The organism is Bacillus ndiopicus (assembly GCF_000612805.1).
Classification (GTDB): Bacteria; Bacillota; Bacilli; order Bacillales_A; family Planococcaceae; genus Metasolibacillus; species Metasolibacillus ndiopicus.
On the sequence record NZ_HG964404.1, the window covers coordinates 120,423 to 144,355 of the forward strand.

Here is a 23,933-nt window from a genome sequence, read left to right on the forward strand (position 1 = left end):
CACCTCATTTCTTGACTGCCCATTCAGGTGGGATTTTTACCTTCAGCCCAATGGGGAGCCTTCGCAAATCGCTATCTTTAATACCATTGAGAGATTGCAGCGCTTTATAATTTGCACCGTTCCCCGTATACTTTTGAGCAATTTTCCACAAGGAATCGCCACGCACCAAGCTGTATGTTTGAGGTACAGGCTTTGAATTTTCACGCGGCGCTTGCTTCTTGACTAATTTTTCAGTAGGCTTTTTATCTGTAGATTTCACAGCCGCCTTTGGCTTTTTCGCTATTTCCATTTTTTTAAACCCAAATGGCACAAACTTTTTAAAAGAAATAGTGTAATCTACATCCGCTGTACCATACTGTTGTTGATATTCAAATGATTCAATTGTAACTTGCTCATTGACTGTAAATGAGCCCCCTACAAAAACAAAACGGATAACCTCTTCATTGGTCATCCATTCGTTTATCTTATTTAGATACTCTTGTGGCTTTACAAACTGTGTTTCTGCATAGTGAGTGTCACTGGATGGGAAAAATGATGAAAAGCTGAACTCCCTTAATTTCATAGGTTTTGGTACATTTACAGTACCTACTGAAGCGACTTGAAACTCCTCACCATCCGCATCTTGTTTAAAGGGTAATTCTGGTGGGTTCACAGGAATCCGAAATCCTTCCTTGTCATTTTTCGCACTTAAATAAATACCAATCATCCACTATATACCCCCTCCACAGATCTGTCTTGTTCCTCTTTCAGTGTTTGGATAATCTTTTTAATTATCGTGTCAATGTCAGCACCATCTCGGATATCTCCCGAAAATTCAATGTGTGGCTGGCTAGTAATGTGATTTGTAACAGTCTGTTTGGAGTTGCTGATAGGCGTATTCGTAATATTCCGTACTTCTTTTGATACGGCCACTTCATCTTTTTTCGGTGCATCCAGTACTTTAGGTCCTAGAGACAAGTTACTCACTTTATCCAATACTTTGCTGAGTACACCGCCCGTTGTATCCTCAATAGTGTTTTGCACCTGTATTTCAGGAGTTAGTGAAACAATGTTGTTGATTGCTTTCCCCTCCGCGATATCCTTGAAAATTTCAAGGTATTCGTTTGCTAAATCGACCTCGCCAATTTTGTCTACCTTGTCTAATTTTCCGCCTTTTAGTTTTTTGTCTTTGTCATTTGCTGCAGCACCTAGGCCTGTTTCGGATGGGGCTGTATTCACGACATTATCAAGTAAACTGCTTGGATCCAAGAAGGGATTATCTTTATTCCCATCATCTTTACCTAACCCTGCTAGGCTCTTAGCTTTTTCTACTAAACCACCCATCTTTTCGGTAAGTCCCTGCGAAAATTCTTTCCCTACTTTATTTCCTTTGTCATAGGCTGCACCAACATCTTTGTATTCAAAACGTGCAAATTTTTGCTTTGTTGGAGCCGTTGGCATTGTCACAGAATCCATATAATCTTGAGTAGTATTCATACGATCCAACACAACTTGCTCTGCTTTTTCGGGAGCTTCCAGAAGTCCCGCCATCTTTTCAGCAAAATTAGTTGGCCCCTTGCCGATTTTTAGATCCACTGTGCCAATTGTTGATAAATCAGTATCCAGAACATTGTTTAATAATCCAATGAATGTGTTGACCCCCGCAACCGCACCGTTGATGAGGTCGGAAATACCACCTAACGATTTATTTATCACGTCTAGTACGCCATCAGCGATTCCTCCCATTGTCCTTAAAATCATCGTACCCATAGTATAGAAAGCCATTTTTATTCCGTATATTCCGTCATTCCATTTGTTCGCAATCCACTCCACTACGGTTATGACCATATTACCTATGGCATCCAGCACGGTGCGTATCATAATATTGAGCCCTATCCATGCTAGCTGTATCAAGTAGACTGCTTCATTCCAGATATTGACGAACCACTCGGCAACTGTGATTACTAAGTTAGCTAGACCAATGAAGATATTTTGGATAAATGCCCATAAGCCACTGAAAAAGCCTGCTACAGCACCAACAACAGCTGCAGTTTGATCACCCCACATCACTATCGCTGTGATTATTAATGCTAGTACAGCAATTATTGCTAGTAGTACCCATGTGACGGGACTAGCCAAATAAGCTGCGTCTACTACCCATTGAGCCGCAGCCCATGCAAGTGTTGCAACTCTAATTAAACCGAGTACTGCATATTTTACTGCTAAGATAGCGACAATCGTACCTAACACTCCCCCCATAACAACCAAAATCGGAACTACCCAACCTGCATTGTCAACCATAAACTTCCCTACCGCGCCAACGATATTGTAAAGTCCTTCTAGCACATCAAATACAAACGAAAGCCCCGATATAAATAAATTGACGAACACCATTGCATGTCCTGCTAATACGCCGAATGCATCTGAATTAACAAATTGACTGAATCTAATAAACAGAGGCTCGAACGCTGTTTGTGCCCAGTTTTTAAATACAGTCATAGCATCTGAAAATGTTAATGGCATCTTACTAAATTTGTCTTCTATATCATCTGCAGCATTAAATAGCGCAGTCTTAATAATATCTGCTGTAATTTCCCCATCCGAGGACATCTTCTTTAATTCACCCATGCTTTTACCTACTGAATTGGCAATGGCTCTAGCTAATAAAGGTGCGTTTTCTGTGATAGACGTAAACTCGTCCCCTTGTAATCGTCCAGATGCCATCGCCTGTGTTAATTGATGCATACCAGCAGCCTTTTCCTGCCCACCTGCACCCGACACAGTGAACGATTTATTCATGAGCTCAGTAAATCGGATAGCTTCATCATTACTGCCAAAGGCATCTCCTGCTAATAGGTTTAATTTGGCCACGCTTGCGGCAGTATCATTGTAAGAACTTAAACTACGCTGAGAGGCTCTGTAAATTTTGTCCTGTAGTTCGGACTGCGTTTGTAAACCATCATTTATATTTGCCAACCGTGCATTAGTATTAGAATAATTGTCTGAAGCCTCTGTGAACTTATTGAAACCATTTGCAAGAGCTTGAATAGAGAAATATGCAGCAGCTAATCCAGTTAAAGCGCTGATTAGCTGCTGCACGTCACTGGTGGCCTGTGGAATGTTAGAGAATTTGACCTTTCCGCCTTCTTCTCTCGCTAATCTAGCACTTGCACGTAATCTTTCAAAGCTAGCATTTGCGCTCTCAATATCACGTCTAGCACGTTGCAAACTTCGCATATCCATGTTTCTATTTGAGGTGCTATGCATTTGCTCCATCGCTCTAATAGTACTATTCATTGCTTTCATCACTTTTTGTAAAGTACCAGTCATACGATCAGTTAGCGTCATGGTTGTACGTACCGACATGTAATATTTTCCTCCTTTCGAAACATAATAAAAAGCACTCTTTATGAGTGCTTAGAACATTTGTTGTATAAACATTTTATAGATTTTTTCATCTACTTCTATCAAACTTTTTTTCCCGTCTTTAAATTCTACCGCTATTGTGTGCGTCCCTTTATTTTTTGCGGATAAACCTGCTAGTAAACCTACAGGACCGAGCAATACACCGCCTACCAGTCCACGAGACACGCCGCTGACTGCGCTTTTACGATGTTCCTCAGTAATTAATTCGTAAGACGTTAAAGTCTCTTTATTCAAAGGAAATTTTTCTGTAAAACCTGTAAATAAAAAAACTCCTTGCTTGCTAAAAAAGCCTTTTTGACTAATCATAATGTTTTTACCTTCATAATCGCCTGCAATTACTTTGTTCTGTGCCATTTCCAATTCCCCCTTCTTATCTATTAATATACATAATTCGGAAGAGAGAAACCATATCTTTTACATAAATATCACCCCTTTCTAATGAAAAACACCCTCAAAATTGAGAGTGTTTCCCCGTTTTATTTGTATTTCTCTACTTTCACCCCACTCTTTATATAAGGAGTGACCTGTTCACATCTAACTGACATACTGTCATTTCAATCCGCACTCCCTATAAAGGGAGTGACTGTAAGAAATCAACAATCTAGCTTAATTATAATTGATTCTTGCTATTTAAAAATTTAATTACTACATTTATATCATACTTTGCTCTTAAAAATATCATATGATTTTGTCAAAAACCCAAACGTTTGGGAATCGCACTAAAATGTATCAGTAATATTGAAACTGTCTTTTGTTACAGAAATGCCACATGCCGCCAATTCCCTGTGTATCATCTGGCTATCTTGTAGACCTTGGCGATAAGCATATTCCAACCTAATCGATTCTAACAAATGAAAGGCACCCTCTAGTTCTTCAAGCAGATATTTTTGTCTGTCTGACGTTAAAGATTCACTCAACAACTCAAATGTAATGCGTCTTTTATTGTCACATTCGATGCACTCTTTATTTAATTCCGCTTTTCTCCAAGCGATTTCAAAAACACGCTCATCTACAATTTTACCAAATGCTTTTTGTATAATTGTTTGATTTTCCATAGTTAATCCCCCTTATGGGAGTAACATCCACTTTTAATTCCCCCCATTTTCGGGTATACTATTATTGCACAGAATTATTGAGTGGATGTCACTCAGTGTTAGCCATATTTCAAGTTCCCGCTTGAAATGTGGTTTTTATTTTACTAATTTTAATTGCGTTTGCTTGTTGTAACTTTCAATTTCGAGCTTTAAGAATGTTGATGGTTGCCACATATCAATAAAGTTCAACCCTTCTTCATATTTCACTTTATGCAGTTCGCTATAGCGAGGTATTTTAAAATACTTATTAAACTCTCCCCACAATGCCTTAAAAACTTTTCGACTAACATTGTTATATGCAGGAGAATCTTTACCGCCCAGTGCTTGCATTACTTTGTAAGCTCCTTTTTGTTGAATGTTTTGCTGCTCCACTCCATCAATTCGCATTTGACTAACCACTTTATCCAACTTGTTTTCGATCTTATCAACACGCTCGCTAGTTTCGATTGATAACTTCAAATGTTCGCGTCTTTGCTGTTCAATAGTTAAAATTGGTTGTTGAGCAATCATTCTATAATACTCGTCCACTAGCATTTCATAAGCATCCCAAGCTCTATCCGTATTCAAAGATTTAGCATGTAGCCAAGCCCCTTTTTCTGTCCAAAGGTAGAGCTTATTTAAATTTTGCGGAAGGTCAATTTGTCCCTTTGCCCTAAAATCACGTAATTTCTGACCCTCTAAACAGATGAAATGCTTACCTTCTGTGTAACGTTCCTTATTACGGTTAAAATTTCTCACAATACGCTCTGTTTCAGCAACATAACTTTCTGCAAGCTGAGTTGTTGTTAAAACTCGCTGATGATTATATGTGATAACCTGTAATTGATTCATATAAATCCTCCTTTTTTTAGAAAATATCTTCTATTGTTGTGTTATAGTAAGTAGCAATTTTTTTGGCTAAATTTAAAGATGGTGTTCTATCCCCCCTTTCAAGGGCTCCCAACATTTGCGGAGTTATATCCAATTTTTTAGCGACATCATTCCTTGATTCACCTCCTCGCAGTTGATAAAGTATCTCTCTGCTTTTTAAAACAGTCTCCAATAACCTCACCTCCCTAAAAAAGAAACATTATGTTTCTATATTTTGCATCATATCAGAAACGAATTGTTTCTGTCAACAATTTTAGGAAACTTTTTGTTTCCACATCAGATTTCTGATGGAAACATTAAGTTTCTGTATATATAATCTTATATATCACATGAAATATAATGAATATATAAGAGGTGAATTAATTGTTTGGTCAGATATTAGCGAAATTAAGAAAAGAAAGAAACCTCAGTCAATACAAACTCGCTGAATTAATGAATTTCTCAAGAGGTCAAATCGCTAACTACGAACAAGGTACGCGTGAACCTGACTTTAAAACATTAGAACGATTTGCTAATTTTTTTAATGTCTCTACCGATTTCCTCTTAGGTAGAACTGATGCTTTAGATAGTTTGGATAATGCTTTGTCCGATATGAAAAATCAGAGAAGCAATATGCAAGAAGTTTTTGAATTTCTCAAAGCTTCTAATGAACAAGTAGATGATATTCTAATGCTTATAAAAGATATCGACGATACTATCAAAAGCATTGAAGAACTGAAAGAAAATATACAGAATTTCAACAACAGTCTTGCTAAATCAGACAATGAAGAAGCAGATAAAAAATAGATTTCTGATTATCTGTAGCGATACCACCCCAAAAGTTAGCCTTTTCGAGTAACTTCCCTACTAACTTACACGCATTCTGTAGTATAAAAAGTTAAATATCTTTCAGTTCGAAAAAAATTTTAATCACTCACAACAAAGTTTTGTTGTGACTACCCAATCTTCTATATCAGCAACATTCTGGGTGTCATTTATATGGCGCCCTTTTATTATTTCATATATCAAAAATTCAAAAGTGACACCAACAAAAATACCCTGAAAAAAGCTGTAGTGGCAGCTCATTTCAGGGTATTCCTGTTTATGTATTATTAAAATTAATTAATATAATACATAATGACGAGCTGATTTGCAATATAAATTTTAAAAGATTGGCAAGGTCGCTTTCACTTGCTGATATTTTTTACATTACCATTTTGATATAGTAGCATGAAAAGCATGCCTTTTTGTTGCCCAAAAAGTGCTCTACTCCTAAGATATACACTAAATACCTCCGGTACCTGAAAATTAATCTAAACAATAGAGACAAACAGTAGTTTTCTATGAACCATAGTCTAATTATGACATAATTTCAGGAATAAAAAGTGACATTAAAGTAGTGCACTTTTAGTGAACCAAAACACATCGAACGGATACTTTTCCTTTCACTCCCTATTGTAGCAAATCGGACTTTTTCCATTTATCAACCTAAAATCGCTCGAAATATAGTGTTTTAACTATCATTAATTATCATGAGTTATTTTTAATTATCATGACCTATCACAAAAATAGTTAAAATTGATTTGAAATTGGAAAAAAACTCATTTCCTGTGTCAAGCACTTTTTCAAAATATTTTCGAAAACCTCAATCATATATTTTAATAGGTACAAAAAAGCACCATAAGAAAGCGTGTTTAAACGCCATCTTACGGTGCTTCCATATAGATATATTATATAAGTTCTTTTTAGTTGTAGTTATTTTTAATAAAAAATATTGTGATATGGATGGGTGTTAAGTTATAACGTCCCTATAACAAATATTAAACCATCAATTTTATAGTTTAGCAACCACTTTTTAAATTACTTTTTCGCTGCTTTCGCTTCCTTTTCTAACTCGATGTCAATTGAAGCTATTACAAAAGCCTGTTCTTTCTTAGACATCTCCAAAAATTGATAGGGCGATATATTAAACCGATGAAGCGCTACATGTGCGTAAAAGGCAAGTCCATCGTTCTCATCGTCATCGCCCGCAATTAGTTTTTTGCTTCTTCAATTTGCTCCTCTAACGAATCATCTAAACCACTTATTTGTTGTACTTTTTCTGAGATGAGTGCAGCTTCTCCAGCTAAAAACATCTTTCCGTATAACGCCTCTGCACCGCGCACCCCATATGATTGTTGAAGCTCCGTATCGTTTAAATCTGGGTACACAATAGATGCTACATTCATTCTGCGATTGTAGGCAACAGGGTCAAACACTCGCTCCTGGCGCCCTTTTTTACCAGGTACATTTTTAAAGCAGCGATCATTAATTAAATCTGCCTCCTCTGATGGTACAGGACGTAATTTAATTGGCTCACTGAAACGTGTCAAAACTAATTCAATTAGTTCCGCTTCTGCCACATTTTCTCTCATAAACGCTTTAAATTTACTCATTTTTAGTTTCCTCTTTTCAATTGATTTTTATAGTACATTTACTGAATCACATTAAATTGATTTAAAATAGAGAAATCATCAAATGTGAATTGAAATTCATCTTTTAAAATGTCGGCACTATCAGCATCCAACATCGCTAACAATGTTTTATCAGGTACGATATTACGTATATCAACGGTTTGCTTGCCTGCTGCACTTGTAATATCTGCATTGACAATGTTGGCATCAAACATTGGCGCTTTACCCGAACGCAAATAGTCCATTGCCATTGCGCGAATTTCTGGACGGTGATAATAGATTGTCATCTCTCCTGCACCCTTCGCTCCAACGATTTTCGAACCTTCCATTCGAGCGTTCAACCGTTTCACTTCGACTTTGTTATATTCAATCTCCGCCTTGAACTTTAAAATTTCTGCAATTTCTAGTGTTTGATTTCCAATCGCGATATACAATAAGCCTTCACGGGATGACATTGCATCTTTTGTTTGCATTACATTTGTTGCCATCGATTACTACCTCCTTCTTACTTGCACTCTACACGCATATATAATTTTTCCATTGCATCAATGAATTCAATTCCTAGTACAGCAAATACTGCATCTTTCTCATCTCCTTGTTCAATCACAATATCTTCTGGTAAATAAGGGTTAATGACACCTAGTCGTACATACGGATCAAGCACCGTTTTCATTAATTGCTTTTTGAACAAATCACGACCATCTGCATTATTATTCACTTTACCGATGAAGTATTTACGGAAAATATGCCGCGCGTTATTTTCGATGATTGACATACCGCGGTCAATCTTTCCTTTGCGGAAATCTTGATTTTTTTGTGGTGTGAAAGAACGAAATGTATTAATATCCTGCTCCACCACAACCTCGTCATTATTGAATGAATAAACAATATGACCATCTTTTAATGCTTGAATAATCTCGTCATTGGTCAAGGTTTCTACCATAATTGCGCCAGGATAAACAGCATATGTGAGTGAGCCAACTGTAGATGCGGCGAATGCGGCTGCAAACCAGTATACAGCTTCTTTCGATGTTAAACGTTCGCCACCATCAAGCGTTACGCCATTTTTTACAGACACAGTGCTCTCATGATCCGCGGCGTTGTAATCGTTAGTCACAAACGTCACACGTTTACCGACCTGCTCCCGAAACTCTTTGACCTTGAGCGCTAGCAAGGACTTGATTGTATTATCATCTGTACCGTATGCAACTGTTTTAAATTCTAGTGCATCTAAAGCTGAAGCGAATTCTGAAATAGATTCATTGGTTGCTGCTACAGTTGTTCCGCCTGTTAATGTTAGCGTTGCATCTGTGCTTGGTAGGCTTCCCGAAAATGCTACATAGTCATTCGGCTCCACCTCCTCAAAATCCATTACCTTTTGAATATCTACCTGTGCCCCATCAAAAAATGTTTTGAGGGTTGCAGAATCATCTAAACTTACCGTGATGGTTACGTGAATCTTATTTCCATCTGTGCCACCGTAAATTGCTGTTGCTGTAAGCCCGTCAGCTGTTGCTTTTGCTTTTTCCCCCTCCCCGTTTAAGTTATATAGAAAAATGTTGCTAGTTGCCTTAAATGCTTCCCGGACAGACAAAATCTCAGCAAGCGATTTACCAAACAATGATTTAAATTTCGTATTGGTTGATAACTTAATGAATTTACCAACCTCGCCCCAATCGAGCGCTACGGGAATGGCTAAGGCGCCATTGGAATCTAGCCCCATTGTATTTAAGCTGTTAGTTTCAAAATTGATATACGCATCTGGACGTACTTTATTTTGCGTTTCCCATGTGCCACCCATTAGAAGCACACTCCTTTCTGTTTCCATTCTGCAACCAGCTTATCTGCTTCCTCTTTGGTATACATCGTGCCGTCTTGCAGTACAACTTCATACTCTAAACGCTCTTTAGTAGTTGCTGCGCTTTCTAAAAAAGCTGTTTTGGAAAATTTTCTAACCATTTGTTTGGTCGTCTTCGGTTTGTTCGTTGTCTCTTGTGTCAAAATCAACACCCTCCAATTTTTGCATTTTGATTGCTTCTATAATGTCATGTAGATGTACTTTTACTTGAAATTTCATGACAAGCGTTTCATCTACGATTTCTCCATCTAGCTCATGTACATGAAATTTATCCACGAGATATTTGAAATTATTCTGTATGACCTCTAATACATTCAAGCATTCTTCGTCTATATCATCCGTAGATGGAAAATACACAACGCTGAAAGAATAGGTACGTTTCGCTTGATATGTCATGCCGCGCTCCTGGTGCACATGAAAAATGCGCACAATAAAAGCAGGTGCCTTTAAGCCCTGCTTCACTGGTTTATCGTATATTTTGATTGTTTGAGAGGGATAAAGAGAACGTATCTGCATGATTGCAAGTGCCTTTATTCCATCTGTTATTGTATTATTACTCACCTAAAATACGCCCCCATTCCTTCTCAATTTCACGTTCCCACATACGCGGTGCTATACGCTCCATTTCTTTTTCTGTGAGCTCTAACATGAATTGGCCGTCTACGAAACCAACCGTTTGCCCCGCTATTACAATGCGGTGCCCTTTTTCTACGAAGAGAGCATACTCCAATTGATTGTAGATAACAATTTTATAGGTGTCACCATGCTTGATAATATGATACTTCCAGTTATTCCGTAAGTCCCCTGTATCAACAGGTGTGAGCATTTTTACTTTACGAATCGCTAGTAATGCTACTCGCTCCGCCACTTTTTTATGAATCTTACCTGATGCAATCACTAACTCTTTGATATTATCTGCAAGCTTCTTCACTTCATCAAATTCAAACGCCATTATGCGTGATCCTTCAACGTCAATAATACTTCTTGGTGTGTTACGTACAAAAATGGCTTTTTCGCGGATTCAAATTCATCAGTCAATATCAATTTATCATCTTCAAAGAGCTCCACCGTTATCTCGTCACCAGGTAAAATATCAACTTCTGGCGAGAGTAAGAGTTTGGCATCGTATTGAATTCGATTAGATTCCTCTTGAAGTGAATTGTTAAGGGTTTGCGTACCCTCTGTAGATAATCGACAAGGTACATCTTCGTGTTTTGTAACCCACTTTTGAGATGTTGAACCATTTTCCTTCTCATATTCCTCGTAGCGCTTTATAGTCGCTACGCGGTCATATAAAAGCTCCACTGGGGCTCTTGCTGCCGATAACAGTTTACGGATGTTCATATTTACCGCCTCAGCTTTCTAAATCGATTGAGCTGAGGGATATAGCTGGTAAGAATTTGCGATGTGGCCCGTTCACTTGCAGTTGCGTTAGATCCAAACTCTACACTTACATCTCCTTCTTTCACAGACTTAGCTACTACAGATTCAGATGGATCATCCATCTTCTTTTTTTCCGTGATTGTATCTACAACCATGTTAGCATGTACGAATTTTAGATCCTCTGGTACATCTGTGCGGTTGCAATAGATTTTAATAGCTTGAGCTACTTCCTCGATTTTGAGTAGCAGCTTTTCATCAGATATTTGTTCGATTGGAATTTTACTTCTTGTGATTTTGAATACATCCACCTTTATTCCCCCTGTTCGCCAGTTACTTTCGAGCTTCGTTTTTTAGGGAGATTGGCTTCTTTTAAAATCTCAAAGCTAGCGTGCTCAGCATGTTCACTAAGCACCTCTAGCTCATCTCCTTCCCTATATACAACGCCATCATATCGGACAGGGAAACTGCCTTCTAGGACTTTAACTAAAGTTTTCATGAACGTTCCCTCTCCTTTATTAATTTACTTTTGCGATAAAAATATCATCGATTGTTTCAAAACTTGGTAATGTTATTTCAGAGACGATGGTTTCAACATTTACTGGATGAGGCTCTTTAATAGTTGTAATCGCTACCCCTGTATTCACAATAGATACGTCTGCTGCCGATTGGCCTGCTAACAAGTCAGATTCTTCGGGTGTTGTTCCATAGTATGTGTTGCCAAGTCCACCATCCGGAATAAGTGTGAAGAAGTCATCTGGATAGAAATTATGCAATGAGCCATCTTCCGCGCGGTACTTTTTGTTATAAACCGCCACGGAAAGACCGAATTTATCTTTTAAATATTGCTTCAGCATCGCATCAGTCATTATGATGTTTTGTCCACCTAACGGATTCATGTCTAGGCGGATGCTTGGATGTTTTAATAAATAGCCAAATGTTTTGCGTGTCATGATTGCGTTGGTTGGACGTGTGCCAGTGTTATCTTCCACCGTGTCCTGCCATCTCATGATGTCCTCGACTGGGGTAGCATCTGTGTTGCTCCATTGAGCTCCGCCAGCAAGTGATTCCTTATGATCGTCTTTCATTTTGTAATCGTAATCATAGTCAAGACGATTGGCCGTAATACTGATTTTCCCTGAGGAAAGCAACTGCATAATCATTCGCTCCGGCTGCACATTAGCACCATTCACAAGATTTGACACATCATCATAAATATTGGTGATTATTGCTTGAGCCATAGCATCCGAATCAGAACTTGCTAATTTGTTTAATTCTTGGCGGTCTTTTTCACCAATTTTCATTGATTCACGGAAGAAAGGCATATCTGTTTGTATCTTACTAAAACCAATGCGATCACGAACTGTCGCTTTAGCATCAAAAGCAGCTGGCATCAAAGCAACTGGCAATCCCTTAGACCCTTTAATCCAACTTAAATCTAATCCAAGTTGTTTTTTTGGCGGAAAAAGGGTAGCGCCTAAGTATGGAATGCTGTTTGATGGATTGTTTTGGTAATAAGCAGCAATGTTTTTCGCATTGACTAAATCAAAAAGTGTTGGCATTAAATTTCATCCTCTCTTATTTTAAAAATGTTATTTGTTTCAATGCTGTAATGGCGTCAGCAGTAGGGTGTTCTGGTAATTTATCCAACGCTACAAAACCATGAATTAAAGCCGCCCCTGGCGCAGGTCCATGTGTTACATCCGTATCATTAAAAAGAACACCTTCCGCACTGGCGTCGTTTGTTTTTACAGCTTTAATGGATTCATTTAGTAAGAATCCACCTCCTAAGATTGTGCCTGCTGGGACAATCTTTTTTCCTTCGCTATTCGCAGTAACACCAACATCGGAAACAGTGATAGATAGGTTTACATAGTGATCTGGAAACTTTAAAATTTCTTTTTTGTTCGTATATTTTGTTTCTACAAATTTACTCATTCAATTCACTCCTTTTAATCAAAGTAAGCTTTCCGCGCATCTGTTAACAGTTGTGTAGCTCCCGCTTGTGCCTCAGCGATTTTCTTCCCGTAGTTATCATTTGGATTTCCATCTTTATCAGTTGATGCACCCTCACCAGGCTTTGTCCCTTGAGGAAGCGTAGGCTTTTCTTCTGCATCTGCAGTAAATAAAAAAGACTTGGCTTCTTGCAGCGCGGTAATCTGCTCATCCAGTCCTTTTTTGACGTTGCCATCCTCATCTAATTCAATTTTTTCGTTATCGATAAGGCTTGCTACAAGATCCATATCATGTACTTTTCCTGTGAGTGCTAATTTCAAGGCGCTCTTGAGCTGCATACCTTTCGTTTTCGCCTCCCAATCCAGTTTGTCCGTTTTATGTTGGCGTTGTAAATCCTCTAAATCACTTTTCGGTACTACGTCTCCGTAGCCAGCTAGCACTTGATTGGCTTGCTCTTCGGTTAATCCCATTGCAATTAATTGTTCTTTCGTCATATAACCTCCTATTTAACGTGCAACAACACGATAGAGTAAGATACGCTTTATTATTTAATGTCTACAAGCTGTACATCAAAAAGACAATATTCCCAAGTGTTTGGGATTTTGAGCAAAATAAAAACACCTATCATAGCTCAGGTGCTTTTCTTCTCCTTCATTCGCAAGAATTGCGGCTTGTCTATATTAGCAGGCTGAACAAATTGCTGATACCACTTCTCATACGGCATACTTCTAGAAACATACTCTGTTTGCCCTGTAGCACCTCTTGCAATACGTTGTTCACCCTCCATGTATTCTGCTTCGTCAAAATAGGCCACAGATGTGGAACGACACCGCGCATGGAAAGGGGGAGCTGTCACGCCTGGCTTATAATCTTTTGTGGCATATATTTTTAAATCCTGTGCGCGGCATATCTCTGATGTACGATGGTCCAAGGTCACCAATATTTGATAACGATTGACGCCTGCTGTAATATACGAATTTTGGGCAGCTAAGTTGTGAAAGAAATTCGCTTCCGTCCTGACAAGTGCTTCGGCTCGACTTAACACCACATCTGTGGCATCGCTAATTGCCCTAGCTGTTTTATGAAGGGAACGGCCTCGCATAAATGATTTTTTTAATTCTTTACGAATAGTCGTCATCGTTCGGGCTTCATGCCCCCAAATACGTTTAGAGAACTCTTTCCCTGACCAGTTATAGGTTAAGATCTCTTTCATCACACCATTTGTTAATTTTGTGATAGGTTGATAGATTGCCGTAAACGTAGCAATATCATAGAGTGACTTATAGTAAGCATTTTCATATACCTCACCTAATCCTGAATAAGTATAGACTTGCAACCCGTTCCTACCGCCGTATAGTTCAAGCATCTGCATTTCGATTTGTAAATGCAGTGCTTCTAATCTTGATATACGAGCACGATAGCCAATCGCATTCAGTGCGCGGTCATATGCAGGATTCCCTTCTAAAGAAAGGGCTCTATATTGCTGGAGCGTCGTATGACGAAAATCCTTTAATTCCTTCGCCGTTAAATACTTTTTCGCCTCTGCATAGCTAATTTTATTATCCACTGCATACCGCGCATAAAAGGTTTCAATTTGTTGAATGATATTGATTTGGGCGGTGCGTAGCTGCTCCTCCATCCGTGATAGGTATTTACTCGAGATAAGCTGTGATTCTAGTTCACGTTGTGCAGCTCGATTTTGCCAATAGCTACTCATCATCCGTCACGCCCGATTGCGCCTGTCTCTGTTTCTCCATCGTTTCAAGATACTCATCCAATTCATTTCGCTCTTCAGCTTTCTGTTGCTTTAGGCGCGTTTCTACTTCTGCTGTGTACCATGGATGATTTTCTCGATTTGTTTGCTCATCAATAATACCTACGGATTTTTCACACATTTCAACGGCTTCCATTTCATTAGTGATAATATCTCGATTAAAGACAAAATTCATCTTCTCGCTAGTGAAATCGCCTTCCCCGATCATTTTTAAATAGTGGGTAATAAACCACATCATATGCTCAATGCTTGACTGCATTTCGCTCTCTAACATATTACAATCTAAATCTAAGTCGCTATAGCGAAATTTCAGTGCCACGCCTGAAGCGTTGCCCAGATTTTCATTCAGCGTATCAACGCCGCGCCCTAGCTCATAAATTGCTTTTCGTGTGCGCTCAAGCTCTTTCTCAGTAGCATCTGTTTGAATATCAGCAGTAAGTTTGTCTACATCACCATTTTCGTCAGTTTTAACCACGCGATTAATATTCAAATCATTGATAAATTCCTCTAAATCAACCCCACCATAATTGATAAGCTTGTAAATGAAGTTCGGTATATCTGCCAGAACATCAGCATTTGTAGAAGCTTGCGTATTGTAGTTATCAACTAACGATTTAATCAGTTCAACTAGTGGCTGTTCCTCCTCGTTGTAGCGAAAGTGAATGAGGGGTACCTTTTCCCACAGCACAGGTTGCTCACCATATAAAAAATGATAGCCCTGTCTCCCACCAGTTGGAATATCAGGGATAAGGGTAGCTCCTTCCATTACATAATGATCGATACCGCCTGCATGATAATGCACCACTTTTTTTATCCGCTTTTTCGTAGTACCCTCATAGTGATTCATCTCAAATACTCGAAGAAAGGATTCAATTCGCATATTTTCGCTATCCGCATAAAAAGGGATTACTTGCTCAGCTGGAAAGCGCATAAAACTTAGTTCACCTTGTTCATTAAAATATGGGTGCAAATAAGCCACACCTTTGTTAATAGCTTCCTTCCCTACTTTTCGTAGCCGATTTAACATGCCCGCATCAAATAGTTCAGTGAGCTTTTCCTGATACTGCTTATTTGTACTAGTAACAGAAGGCTGTTTGGAAAGAACATAACCTACTTTCTGGTCAACTAGTTTCTTTACATAGCCATGAACTAGCTTTAAGTTCGATTTCCACGCTGCATCGCGCTTTTTTTCCTCAATTGACATTTTGTTTTTATAATAGTTATTGCCAATGAGCATCCATTTGCGCTTCTCAGAGTTCTCCCAATCAGTGATTTCATTAAGTAAAACCTGCTCATTTGTGATGACGCTCGCCACCATATTCTTAATCACCTCCTCCATTTGCTCATGCCAGCGCGGTCTAAATAAATCCTCGATTAGCATTTATGCACCTCATTTCAACACGGATATACCGCCATTTTTGAATATAACTGTGTTAATAAAATATCTATCTCCATCCATATGATGGTCATTTTGCTTCACTGGTTTATCCTCTCCGCGCGCAGCTGCTTTTTCATCCCAAATAAAAGAACTAAATTCGCGGAATGTTTCCCTACAACAGTCGTTATACTTGATTAACTCATTAACTAGGGCATTCCCAACATTTCGAATGCCCTCTAATACATCATTCTTTGCTTTTAAAACCCGCATACCATTCTTTTTTAATAGCGCAATAAAAGATGCAGCGGAGGGATCCACAATGATACCATGAAAGTTTTTAATATTCCCTATAAAATCAATTAAGTCTTCGTAATATTCCTGATCAGTCTTTTGCTTATTGCTTTTACGGCCATCATGGTGATACTCTTTGACCTTGTACCAAACGCCATTACAAAAGCCCCACAAACCAAACGTCGTAGGGTTTTGCGTGCCGTAATCGATACTCACATAGTATTTTGTATAGTTGCGCGGCTCTGTTTTCACCTCATGCAAAGCTTTATCAAACATGTCATATATAATGCCTTCTGCCAGCACCCATAGACCTAGAATGAAGCGTTGATAAAACACACCTTTATACATTCGTTTATAACGATTTTTAATACGCTCCGATAAAGATAGATTATCATCCATCGTAAAATGTAAATGTAGCATATTCTTTTCTTCTAATTGATCCAGGTACTCTAGCTTGAACCAATGATATGGACCAGCTGGGTTACAGTTAAACCAAAACTTAGCGCCATCAACTGAACAGCGCGCAGTTGCTTGGTTGACGAAGGATTGCGGCATAAGGGCTACTTCGTCAAAGAACATACCGGCAAGTGTAATTCCTTGAATCAGATCTTGTGAAGCCTCATCTTTCCCTCCGAAAATATAAAAATAGTTCACTTTGCCATTTCGAGTGACGGTGAACATATTTTCTGAGCGATATTCTTTTACTTTGTAACCTCTGGACATCAGCATTCGTTTTAACGGCTGGAATACATTACGGCGGAATGAACCAATTGTTTTCCCTGCCATACCTAAATTCTCGTCCTCAAATGTTTCCATCGCCCACATGACAAAGGAAATAGACATAACGACCGTTTTACCTGCGCGGACAGAACCATCACAAATTAGGCCATCTTTATCTTTATGAGGTGAATTTTCTTGCCACCATTTAAGCACTTTTAACTGTTTTTGACTAAACGGCTTGAATTTGAATAAAGCTGGTTTCTTTCGCTTACTCATCCCAATTCACTTCCGTTCCCTTCAATGCCTCTAGGAAGCCGTCATCTTTATAAACATCGTTCTCATCACCATTTTCCTTACGTATCGCAATGCGTAATTTTTCGTTTTCTAGCTTCTTGCGAGTGTTTTCATCTAGCAGGTCGGTATACTTCGCTAGCATGTTGAGCGCGGCCATTTTATCGGCAAGTTGTACTTTAAACATGCCATCTTTACCTTTAGATAGTGCTGTAAGAAGCGTGCCATCAATTTCATCGCTATGACGCATAGAAAACTTTGTATACGTAAATGGCTCAGTGCGGATCGTTTGTACCTCTTTACCATCTTCGTCGTTAGTTATGGTCACTTCAGTTGCTTGTGATTCAACTTGCGAAAAGTCGATGAAATCTGTGATGTCAGCAAATGCAATATCAATGTATTTTTGTAGCACTTGGCGTGCATCGAGCATAATGCCGTTTGCTAGCTCGTCTTTCAGTCGATTAATTTCATCGCGTACCTTATCATTTCTTATCAATCTGCTGCCGTTGCTCATTGCTGAAGCGTAGTCGCAACCATACACTTTTCGGTACGCTTTAGTGGCATTCCAATACTTTGTGTAGTACATGCAAAAAAGCAACTGTTGGCTGTTGAGACCGTCACTCGGGACGATTTCAAACTGTACAGTTGCTTGCGATTTTTCTTCACTATTTGATTTGTTCCGTTGCGTTTTTTTCGGTTGCTTTTTTACGGAACGTTCCGTATTTTTCGGTTGTTTCGAATGGAACGTTCCATTCGATTCTTCTTCAAGACGTTCGTCCCACTTATCTTTATTCTTCCAGCCGCGCACGGTTCCCTCGGATATATCTAACTGTTCAGCTATATCCTTTAGCTTTACATTACCGTTGTGAGCTTTATAAATTTCATAGGCTTGGTCACGTCTTGGGTCTCTTGCTCTAGCCATGTTTCATAATCACCACCACCTCCAACACACTATTATACCGATTTTCTAAATCAAAATTCTTCAAACCGACTTTTATCTGAAAGCTCATTAACTTCTTTGAATAATTTTTCTCTATCCTTTTTGGCCCTCTTTGAACAAATATCTATTGGTTTAAACAAAAAATCAAAGAGTTCGTACATCATTGGCCTTCCGCTATTTTCAAAATACACTTCGAAATAATAGTTTTCTTCAAATTCATCTGAATCTGGGTCTGGATTAATATCTAAATCAAAACAAACCTGATATAATTCATCGATAGCTTTTCTTAACTCCTTTAGTGCAGTAAAATTATCAGCGCCAATACTAATACCGTCTATCTCCATTTGTTTACATCTATTATCTAGCTCATTTAACAAATTTAAAACAAATTCATCGGTAATATCCTCATCGGGCGTCATTCCATGAATAATCTTTTTGGATAATAATTCACTCATTTCTGAAAGTTCAACACATATAGCATGCTTAATTTCCGCCCTTTTTCCTAAATTTTCAGTATACTCCTTCCTTCTGTCTCGTTCCCTACCATCTTTGATTGTTTTGTTTACCCCTATCAACGTGATGGAACCACCGATTACAGCACCTACAAATGCAATAATTGCAGCTACTATTGTCATATCCCACTTGTAAAATTCATGCATTATCCAACCAATCAGGAGTAAAACTAATAGGGTAGTCCAAATAATTATCAACCATCCAGCAAATTCATTTTCCCTTTTATCTTTAGTTTTCATTTTCATCACCCTTTTATAAATATATATATAAAGGTAATAAAATGGAACATTCTTCTTAAAAAATAAGAAAATAAAACCACCCATCCGCTTGATAGGTGGCGTACCTAATATTAAGTTTTATTTGCATTCGTATATGCAACACCTAATAACTTGATCGCTTTTCCAGGTAAATAAAAGCATTCCGAAAGAAGTTTATTTTTCAATCTTTTCATTTTCATATTTTATATTAGTGACTAAATAATTGAAGTATATTGCTGTAGAACGTTGTTTCATAACGTTATTAAGGTACAAAGTAGTACTACCCGCGAAAATCGCGACTACCAACATACTTAGAAATATAATACTAGCATGATTATTGGTAAACTCTCTAAGTAGCGCATACGCACTCAGAATAATACCTATTATCGCCAATAAAATAGGAAAACCTTTAGATGGGTCATTAGTCTCTTCGAATTGTTTAGCTCTAGCTTTGACTATTAATTGCTGATTTTCATCCATAGTTTTCAACTTATCAATATGTTTATTAATTGTCTCGGTATCCGAATTAATTAGTTTTTTATCAATAAATCCTTTTAACTGGTTGTCCTTTTTCCTAGTCATCTCAATTAATTTGTTAACAAAATCATTATTTGGATTAATTTCCTCTACAACTATCTCTTCTTCCATAATTCTCACTTCAACTAAATAGTAAGATGAAAAATAGAAAATTGCTATAAAAACATCTATCATTATATAGGTAATCGTATGACATACTACGCGATTTCTTTTAAGATATTGCTATTTATCTTTGATTCAGCCCGCCGTAAGTGCGTTTGAACCGTACTTTTAGTAATACCCAACACTTGCGCAACTTTTCCAAATGACATACGTTCAGCACGAATCATAACGAATGCCGCGCGTTCATTTGCTGTAAGTCCTCTTAAAGCATATCTGATTTTATTTTTTATATTCTCTAGCCGTTTTGCTTCATCATACAATGACCACCCAAAACGCTCCACTAGACGATTATCGTCATCGTATTTATCGTAAAGCATACGTTCCATCGCTTCTAAGTGCTTAGGTATATTATCAGGGCTATCAACGTATACGATTAAATCTTGCATGAGATGATGGTCCATGACAAAAGTATCTTGGCGGGTTGCCGCGCGGTACTCCGCTGGATCGTAGCCCGTTTCCATCCATTGAATCGCTTCTTTCATATCACGTTCCATGCTTGGGCACCCACCTGCAGCTTTTAAATCTTTTAAGGACTGCTTATATTCCTCTATTAAATCCGGAAAGTACATGGCCATCTCCCTTTCTTTTATGTAAAAATAAAAAAGACACCAATAGACCTGGCGTAATTGCCAAAGTCTGTTGGTGTCCATCGGTTTTTCCGTAAGGACTGTTATTTTTTTTGTTTAATGCGTATACGTTCCGCGCGCTCTATATCGAGCACTTGCCCGTTCTGCCAGATGATTGTGTCTTGTCCAAATGGTTTAGGGCTCAACGCTGTTATAGTACCGTCCTGCACGATGTATACGCCATTTTCAGATGTATTAATTGTCTTCTCCATAAACTGCCCCCTATGTGTTATAATGAATTTGATTTTGCATAAGGGAACTTATGTTTCACCGCGGAAGGCTGCAACCTTCTGCGGTGTTTTTTATACCTCCATCAACCATTGTGGTGTTGATTCAATATCGTTTAAGCAGCCGCGATAGACACCATCAGACAATGCATTTTTATTTTTGGCCAACTTTATATTGCACTTCTGGTGTAGGTGAAAGTGCGTGTGCTGCTCATCTTGCTTTGCTGTTGCATATATGGCTTTAATACCTTTATCAATCGTTTGTGTACATGCAAAGCATTCATGCAGTTTACGTGTTGTTACAGGTCGCTTTTTTGTGATTTCTAGCATTCTATTTCTCCTTTCCCGCATAAAAGTGGTTTAGTATACTACATGGACTGAAACAGTGCCATCGCTATAAACTGAAATTTGTACCGGTTGATAATCAACTTCATCAAAATAACAAATATGATTTTCGTCTAACCGCTCCCAACTACCTTCTTGGTATTTATCACCGTAACGATTTTTAAAATACGTTCGTGCTCATTCCTCCCATTCCCACAGACTTAATTTCCCCTTAGCTGGTATCGGCTTTGGTAAGTGTTGTACACTATCCAGCTCCCATGCGTAGCGATTGGGTGAATAATCTCCTACGCGGTATTCTTGCCCACTGATTTTTGGCCCATCTGTCATTGCTATATCGTTTTCATGATCTTCATTGGTGACTTTATGACACTCTACTAAATTAGCTGTAGCGATGACTGCGCCTGTAAGTAGTTCTTTCGCCGATGTAATGCCATGCCTTTTAAAGATGGCTTTGAAATCCTCAAACGCTTCCTCATTTACTTTCTTACCAGCATGAATGGCAATTTTTCCGCGGTAGCTTGTTGACCATCCGCGCGTTTCAAACTGTTTTTCACCAAGGGCAATCAGTGAAGCCCAAGGTTGTGTAATGGTGATTGCTTTCATTTTGCACTCTCCTTAAAATAACGTTTGTTGTTTGTAGCCGCTGTTTGCCGCCACTGGATTGATCCATAAAATTTCCTCACGTTTCGCTCCTGCCTCTGCCATCACAGTGCGGGTTTCACGTTGCCAATGCCCTAAGCGACTATCATATAAATCATGTGCATACCCACTTAAAAGAACTGGACCAGGATGGGCGTCTAAAATCTCTAACAATTCGATATGGTCCTCGATTGTCATTTCATGTTTATAATGCCGCTTTGTACGTGTCTCAATGACATACGGTGGATCAGCATAAACTAACACATCTTTACGTGCATAGCGTTCAAGTAATTTTGTAGCAGGCTGATTTTCAATTTGTGCTTGTTTTAATCGAGTTGCAACAAGTAATATTTTCTGTGGGAGCTTGCTCCACTCCTTAGCTGTATCCGGACCGTTCGCACTTATCAAACTACGCCATCCTGTTCGGTCAGATGTTTTAGCCCCAATTGCTTGCCAGCAACGTACTAAGAAGCGGCGTGCGTCTTCAATCTGATTTTCCGGATCCGTTTCATATGCCGCATAGTATTCTTCACGTGATAATGGTGTGAAATTTATTGCACGTGCTAGCTGGTCCGGATAATCACGAATTACCCTAAATAGATTTACCACTTGGCTATCCATATCATTTATAGTTTCGATAGGTGACTTTTCTTTGTTAAAAAACACTGCGCCAGATCCAAAGAACGGCTCGACATAAGTTGAATGCTCTGGCATATGGCTAATAATCCAATCTGCCATGCTCCACTTGCTACCTGGATAATGCAAAATGCGTGGTATACTCATGCTTGTCCCTCCCTTGGCATTACTTCACCAAATGCAATTGTAGCTGCGTGTTATAGTGTTCAATTTCTAAGCGTAGTTCCGTATTCGGTTGCCAGGCGATTAGAAAACGCATCGCATCCTCAAATTTAATGCGTGGTAGCTCTCTGTACTCGCTGATATCAAAATAATTTCGGAACTCTCGCCAGCATGCCGCAAATGCTTTCGTTTTTAGCGTTTTGAATGCATGTGTTTCCTTACCGCCTAATGCCTCATATACGTTTTCTCCGACCTTTCGACGGATTGCTTTTGCCTGTGAACTATTGATGAAGATATTGTCTTTAAGTTGCTCAACATCTTCTCTCATCCCACTGACTTCCTCTTTTAGCGCCTCGACTTCTTCCGACATTTCCAACGATAAGCGCATCGATGCTTTTAATTGCTCTCGTTCAGTTAATGGCTTTGGGCCATTAACAAAAGCAGCCGCTAGTACATCTTTCGCTTTTAGTTGATAGTTAACTAGATTGTTTACTGCGATTGGATTCGTTTGTTGCATTTGTGGCGTAATCGGTACTTTAGCTAGCCACAATGGCAAAAAGTCTAATTCGATGCATAAAACTTCTTGAATACCACCGTTCGTCGGGAGGCGCAAATTTGCGACACCTTGCTTTAACACGATATCTTTACCCAAGTTCTCAACTTGTCGCTTCGCTTGTCCATCACTTAAACCAATTCCTACACAAACCCATTTCACTGCCGCATAAATTTTTTTATTTGTCATTTTTACTGCTAAAAGCTCCACATTACCAAATGGCACCATCTTTTGTTCAACTACTTGCAATGTATTCATAGCAATTCCTCCTCAAAATAAAGTTAGTTGTTCAAATTGTTTTGATTGTGAAACGTTCTTCTTTTTTGGTACTTCGTTCACCAATTTCGTTATTTTAGGCGCTGTTTTTGGTATATCGTGCACAGATTGCGTTATTTTTTGCTCATTTTCGGTTAAATCGTGCACACTATCAACCATTTGTGTTTCCGCTTCAAACGTTGCTACTATCTCAAAAAAGTTATTAATGTATGAGCCTACTGGTGCATGGTCAGGGCGGCTTTTTAAATACACACTATAATATCCGTCTGCACGTGGCTCGCTGATAATGTACTCGTCACCGATTCGGTAGTTATAGTTACGGCCATCACTTACACGTGCCAAAAACTTTTTAGGGTAGGCTGCTTCCGTTTTTGCAATTGGCAGCTCTTTGATTTTTTCAAAATCTTGCAATGCATAGGTACCTAGTTCCTGCTGCATCGCCTCGTCTTGATAAGCTGTAGCTTGCTCATCGTTCAATACACGTATATACATAAGCCCTTCATCGTTCGCACGTGGTAACGTTAATAACCGAGCTTTATATTGCCTCTGTGGGTACATCCAACGCGCTTTGGGTATACTTTGCTCAATGTAAAATTGCGGTGCTTTCAACA

Annotated in this window: 32 protein-coding genes; 1 reads left to right on the forward strand and 31 read right to left on the reverse strand. The window is 38.7% G+C overall.

Going from position 1 to position 23,933, the window contains the following annotated elements:
• Window positions 1-4: 4 nt before the first annotated feature.
• From TY13_RS05345 to TY13_RS20550, 6 genes are all read right to left on the reverse strand, one after another.
• Window positions 5-706 carry a LysM peptidoglycan-binding domain-containing protein gene (locus TY13_RS05345; RefSeq protein ID WP_042472781.1) on the reverse strand — a complete coding sequence of 234 codons (702 nt, stop codon included), beginning with the start codon at window positions 704-706 and terminating at the stop codon, window positions 5-7.
• Window positions 703-3,345, reverse strand: coding sequence for a tape measure protein (locus TY13_RS05350; RefSeq protein WP_042472785.1), 2,643 nt, complete (start codon window positions 3,343-3,345; stop codon window positions 703-705). The genes TY13_RS05345 and TY13_RS05350 overlap by 4 nt, the downstream gene beginning before the upstream one ends.
• A 51-nt stretch (window positions 3,346-3,396) precedes the next feature.
• The gene (locus TY13_RS05355) at window positions 3,397-3,759 is read right to left on the reverse strand and encodes a hypothetical protein (RefSeq protein ID WP_042472788.1); all 363 of its coding nucleotides are present in this window, start codon (window positions 3,757-3,759) and stop codon (window positions 3,397-3,399) included.
• A 365-nt stretch (window positions 3,760-4,124) separates the two neighbouring features.
• Window positions 4,125-4,460 (reverse strand): hypothetical protein, encoded by a 336-nt coding sequence (locus tag TY13_RS05360; RefSeq protein ID WP_042472791.1) that lies wholly within the window; start codon window positions 4,458-4,460, stop codon window positions 4,125-4,127.
• 135 nt (window positions 4,461-4,595) lie between these two features.
• Window positions 4,596-5,330 (reverse strand): ORF6C domain-containing protein, encoded by a 735-nt coding sequence (locus TY13_RS05365; protein WP_042472794.1) that lies wholly within the window; start codon window positions 5,328-5,330, stop codon window positions 4,596-4,598.
• A 16-nt stretch (window positions 5,331-5,346) separates the two neighbouring features.
• Window positions 5,347-5,541: a helix-turn-helix transcriptional regulator gene (locus TY13_RS20550; RefSeq protein WP_042472796.1), complete on the reverse strand. Its 195-nt coding sequence runs from the start codon at window positions 5,539-5,541 to the stop codon at window positions 5,347-5,349.
• 191 nt (window positions 5,542-5,732) lie between these two features.
• On the opposite strand from TY13_RS20550, the gene TY13_RS05375 reads away from it, so the two are divergent.
• Window positions 5,733-6,155, forward strand: a complete 423-nt coding sequence (locus TY13_RS05375; protein ID WP_042472799.1) for a helix-turn-helix domain-containing protein — start codon at window positions 5,733-5,735, stop codon at window positions 6,153-6,155.
• A 1,226-nt stretch (window positions 6,156-7,381) separates the two neighbouring features.
• Here the strand turns inward: TY13_RS05375 and TY13_RS05380 are convergent.
• The 25 genes from TY13_RS05380 to TY13_RS05495 all read right to left on the reverse strand — a co-directional run bounded on the left by TY13_RS05380 (window position 7,382) and on the right by TY13_RS05495 (window position 23,931).
• Window positions 7,382-7,783, reverse strand: a complete 402-nt coding sequence (locus TY13_RS05380) for a phage tail assembly chaperone (protein WP_042472802.1) — start codon at window positions 7,781-7,783, stop codon at window positions 7,382-7,384.
• A 38-nt stretch (window positions 7,784-7,821) separates the two neighbouring features.
• Window positions 7,822-8,289, reverse strand: a complete 468-nt coding sequence (locus TY13_RS05385; RefSeq protein WP_042472804.1) for a phage tail tube protein — start codon at window positions 8,287-8,289, stop codon at window positions 7,822-7,824.
• A 17-nt stretch (window positions 8,290-8,306) separates the two neighbouring features.
• A complete protein-coding gene (locus tag TY13_RS05390) occupies window positions 8,307-9,602 on the reverse strand; it encodes a phage tail sheath subtilisin-like domain-containing protein (RefSeq protein WP_230199386.1) in 1,296 nt (431 codons plus the stop codon).
• Window positions 9,602-9,802: a hypothetical protein gene (locus TY13_RS20555; RefSeq protein ID WP_154661531.1), complete on the reverse strand. Its 201-nt coding sequence runs from the start codon at window positions 9,800-9,802 to the stop codon at window positions 9,602-9,604. Before TY13_RS20555 ends, TY13_RS05390 begins: the two co-directional genes overlap by 1 nt.
• Window positions 9,753-10,220 (reverse strand): phage tail terminator family protein, encoded by a 468-nt coding sequence (locus tag TY13_RS05395; RefSeq protein ID WP_052344233.1) that lies wholly within the window; start codon window positions 10,218-10,220, stop codon window positions 9,753-9,755. Before TY13_RS05395 ends, TY13_RS20555 begins: the two co-directional genes overlap by 50 nt.
• Window positions 10,213-10,611 carry an HK97 gp10 family phage protein gene (locus tag TY13_RS05400; RefSeq protein ID WP_042472810.1) on the reverse strand — a complete coding sequence of 133 codons (399 nt, stop codon included), beginning with the start codon at window positions 10,609-10,611 and terminating at the stop codon, window positions 10,213-10,215. Before TY13_RS05400 ends, TY13_RS05395 begins: the two co-directional genes overlap by 8 nt.
• On the reverse strand, window positions 10,611-11,003 hold the full coding sequence (locus TY13_RS05405; RefSeq protein WP_042472814.1) for a hypothetical protein: 393 nt from the start codon (window positions 11,001-11,003) through the stop codon (window positions 10,611-10,613). The genes TY13_RS05400 and TY13_RS05405 overlap by 1 nt, the downstream gene beginning before the upstream one ends.
• Before the next feature lie 2 nt (window positions 11,004-11,005).
• Complete coding sequence (locus tag TY13_RS05410) at window positions 11,006-11,350, reverse strand: head-tail connector protein (RefSeq protein ID WP_042472816.1); 345 nt, start codon at window positions 11,348-11,350, stop codon at window positions 11,006-11,008.
• A 2-nt stretch (window positions 11,351-11,352) separates the two neighbouring features.
• Window positions 11,353-11,538, reverse strand: coding sequence for a hypothetical protein (locus tag TY13_RS05415; RefSeq protein WP_042472820.1), 186 nt, complete (start codon window positions 11,536-11,538; stop codon window positions 11,353-11,355).
• A 19-nt stretch (window positions 11,539-11,557) separates the two neighbouring features.
• Window positions 11,558-12,601: a major capsid protein gene (locus TY13_RS05420; protein ID WP_042472823.1), complete on the reverse strand. Its 1,044-nt coding sequence runs from the start codon at window positions 12,599-12,601 to the stop codon at window positions 11,558-11,560.
• A 16-nt stretch (window positions 12,602-12,617) separates the two neighbouring features.
• Window positions 12,618-12,977 carry a hypothetical protein gene (locus TY13_RS05425; protein WP_042472826.1) on the reverse strand — a complete coding sequence of 120 codons (360 nt, stop codon included), beginning with the start codon at window positions 12,975-12,977 and terminating at the stop codon, window positions 12,618-12,620.
• A 14-nt stretch (window positions 12,978-12,991) separates the two neighbouring features.
• Complete coding sequence (locus tag TY13_RS05430; RefSeq protein ID WP_042472828.1) at window positions 12,992-13,489, reverse strand: phage scaffolding protein; 498 nt, start codon at window positions 13,487-13,489, stop codon at window positions 12,992-12,994.
• A gap of 137 nt (window positions 13,490-13,626) precedes the next feature.
• The gene (locus tag TY13_RS05435) at window positions 13,627-14,715 is read right to left on the reverse strand and encodes a minor capsid protein (protein ID WP_081796926.1); all 1,089 of its coding nucleotides are present in this window, start codon (window positions 14,713-14,715) and stop codon (window positions 13,627-13,629) included.
• Window positions 14,705-16,150 (reverse strand): phage portal protein, encoded by a 1,446-nt coding sequence (locus TY13_RS05440; RefSeq protein WP_042472830.1) that lies wholly within the window; start codon window positions 16,148-16,150, stop codon window positions 14,705-14,707. Before TY13_RS05440 ends, TY13_RS05435 begins: the two co-directional genes overlap by 11 nt.
• A gap of 9 nt (window positions 16,151-16,159) precedes the next feature.
• Entirely contained in the window at window positions 16,160-17,434 is a 1,275-nt protein-coding gene (locus tag TY13_RS05445; protein WP_042472833.1) for a PBSX family phage terminase large subunit, read from the reverse strand.
• The gene (locus tag TY13_RS05450; protein ID WP_042472836.1) at window positions 17,427-18,371 is read right to left on the reverse strand and encodes a terminase small subunit; all 945 of its coding nucleotides are present in this window, start codon (window positions 18,369-18,371) and stop codon (window positions 17,427-17,429) included. Before TY13_RS05450 ends, TY13_RS05445 begins: the two co-directional genes overlap by 8 nt.
• A 50-nt stretch (window positions 18,372-18,421) precedes the next feature.
• On the reverse strand, window positions 18,422-19,141 hold the full coding sequence (locus TY13_RS05455; RefSeq protein ID WP_042472838.1) for a GlsB/YeaQ/YmgE family stress response membrane protein: 720 nt from the start codon (window positions 19,139-19,141) through the stop codon (window positions 18,422-18,424).
• Window positions 19,142-19,333: 192 nt separating this feature from the next.
• The gene (locus tag TY13_RS05460; RefSeq protein ID WP_042472841.1) at window positions 19,334-19,807 is read right to left on the reverse strand and encodes a hypothetical protein; all 474 of its coding nucleotides are present in this window, start codon (window positions 19,805-19,807) and stop codon (window positions 19,334-19,336) included.
• Between the two features lie 86 nt (window positions 19,808-19,893).
• Entirely contained in the window at window positions 19,894-20,427 is a 534-nt protein-coding gene (locus tag TY13_RS19705; RefSeq protein ID WP_052344235.1) for a sigma factor-like helix-turn-helix DNA-binding protein, read from the reverse strand.
• A 101-nt stretch (window positions 20,428-20,528) separates the two neighbouring features.
• Window positions 20,529-20,696, reverse strand: a complete 168-nt coding sequence (locus TY13_RS20560; protein WP_154661532.1) for a DUF3954 domain-containing protein — start codon at window positions 20,694-20,696, stop codon at window positions 20,529-20,531.
• Between the two features lie 90 nt (window positions 20,697-20,786).
• Window positions 20,787-21,041, reverse strand: coding sequence for a hypothetical protein (locus TY13_RS05470; protein WP_042472842.1), 255 nt, complete (start codon window positions 21,039-21,041; stop codon window positions 20,787-20,789).
• Window positions 21,042-21,233: 192 nt separating this feature from the next.
• The gene (locus TY13_RS05475; RefSeq protein WP_042472845.1) at window positions 21,234-21,659 is read right to left on the reverse strand and encodes an ASCH domain-containing protein; all 426 of its coding nucleotides are present in this window, start codon (window positions 21,657-21,659) and stop codon (window positions 21,234-21,236) included.
• A gap of 12 nt (window positions 21,660-21,671) precedes the next feature.
• The gene (locus TY13_RS05480; RefSeq protein WP_042472848.1) at window positions 21,672-22,478 is read right to left on the reverse strand and encodes a DNA adenine methylase; all 807 of its coding nucleotides are present in this window, start codon (window positions 22,476-22,478) and stop codon (window positions 21,672-21,674) included.
• Between the two features lie 19 nt (window positions 22,479-22,497).
• Window positions 22,498-23,304 (reverse strand): ORF6C domain-containing protein, encoded by an 807-nt coding sequence (locus TY13_RS19710; RefSeq protein WP_052344236.1) that lies wholly within the window; start codon window positions 23,302-23,304, stop codon window positions 22,498-22,500.
• A gap of 12 nt (window positions 23,305-23,316) precedes the next feature.
• Window positions 23,317-23,931, reverse strand: coding sequence for a hypothetical protein (locus TY13_RS05495; RefSeq protein ID WP_042472850.1), 615 nt, complete (start codon window positions 23,929-23,931; stop codon window positions 23,317-23,319).
• Window positions 23,932-23,933: the final 2 nt, after the last annotated feature.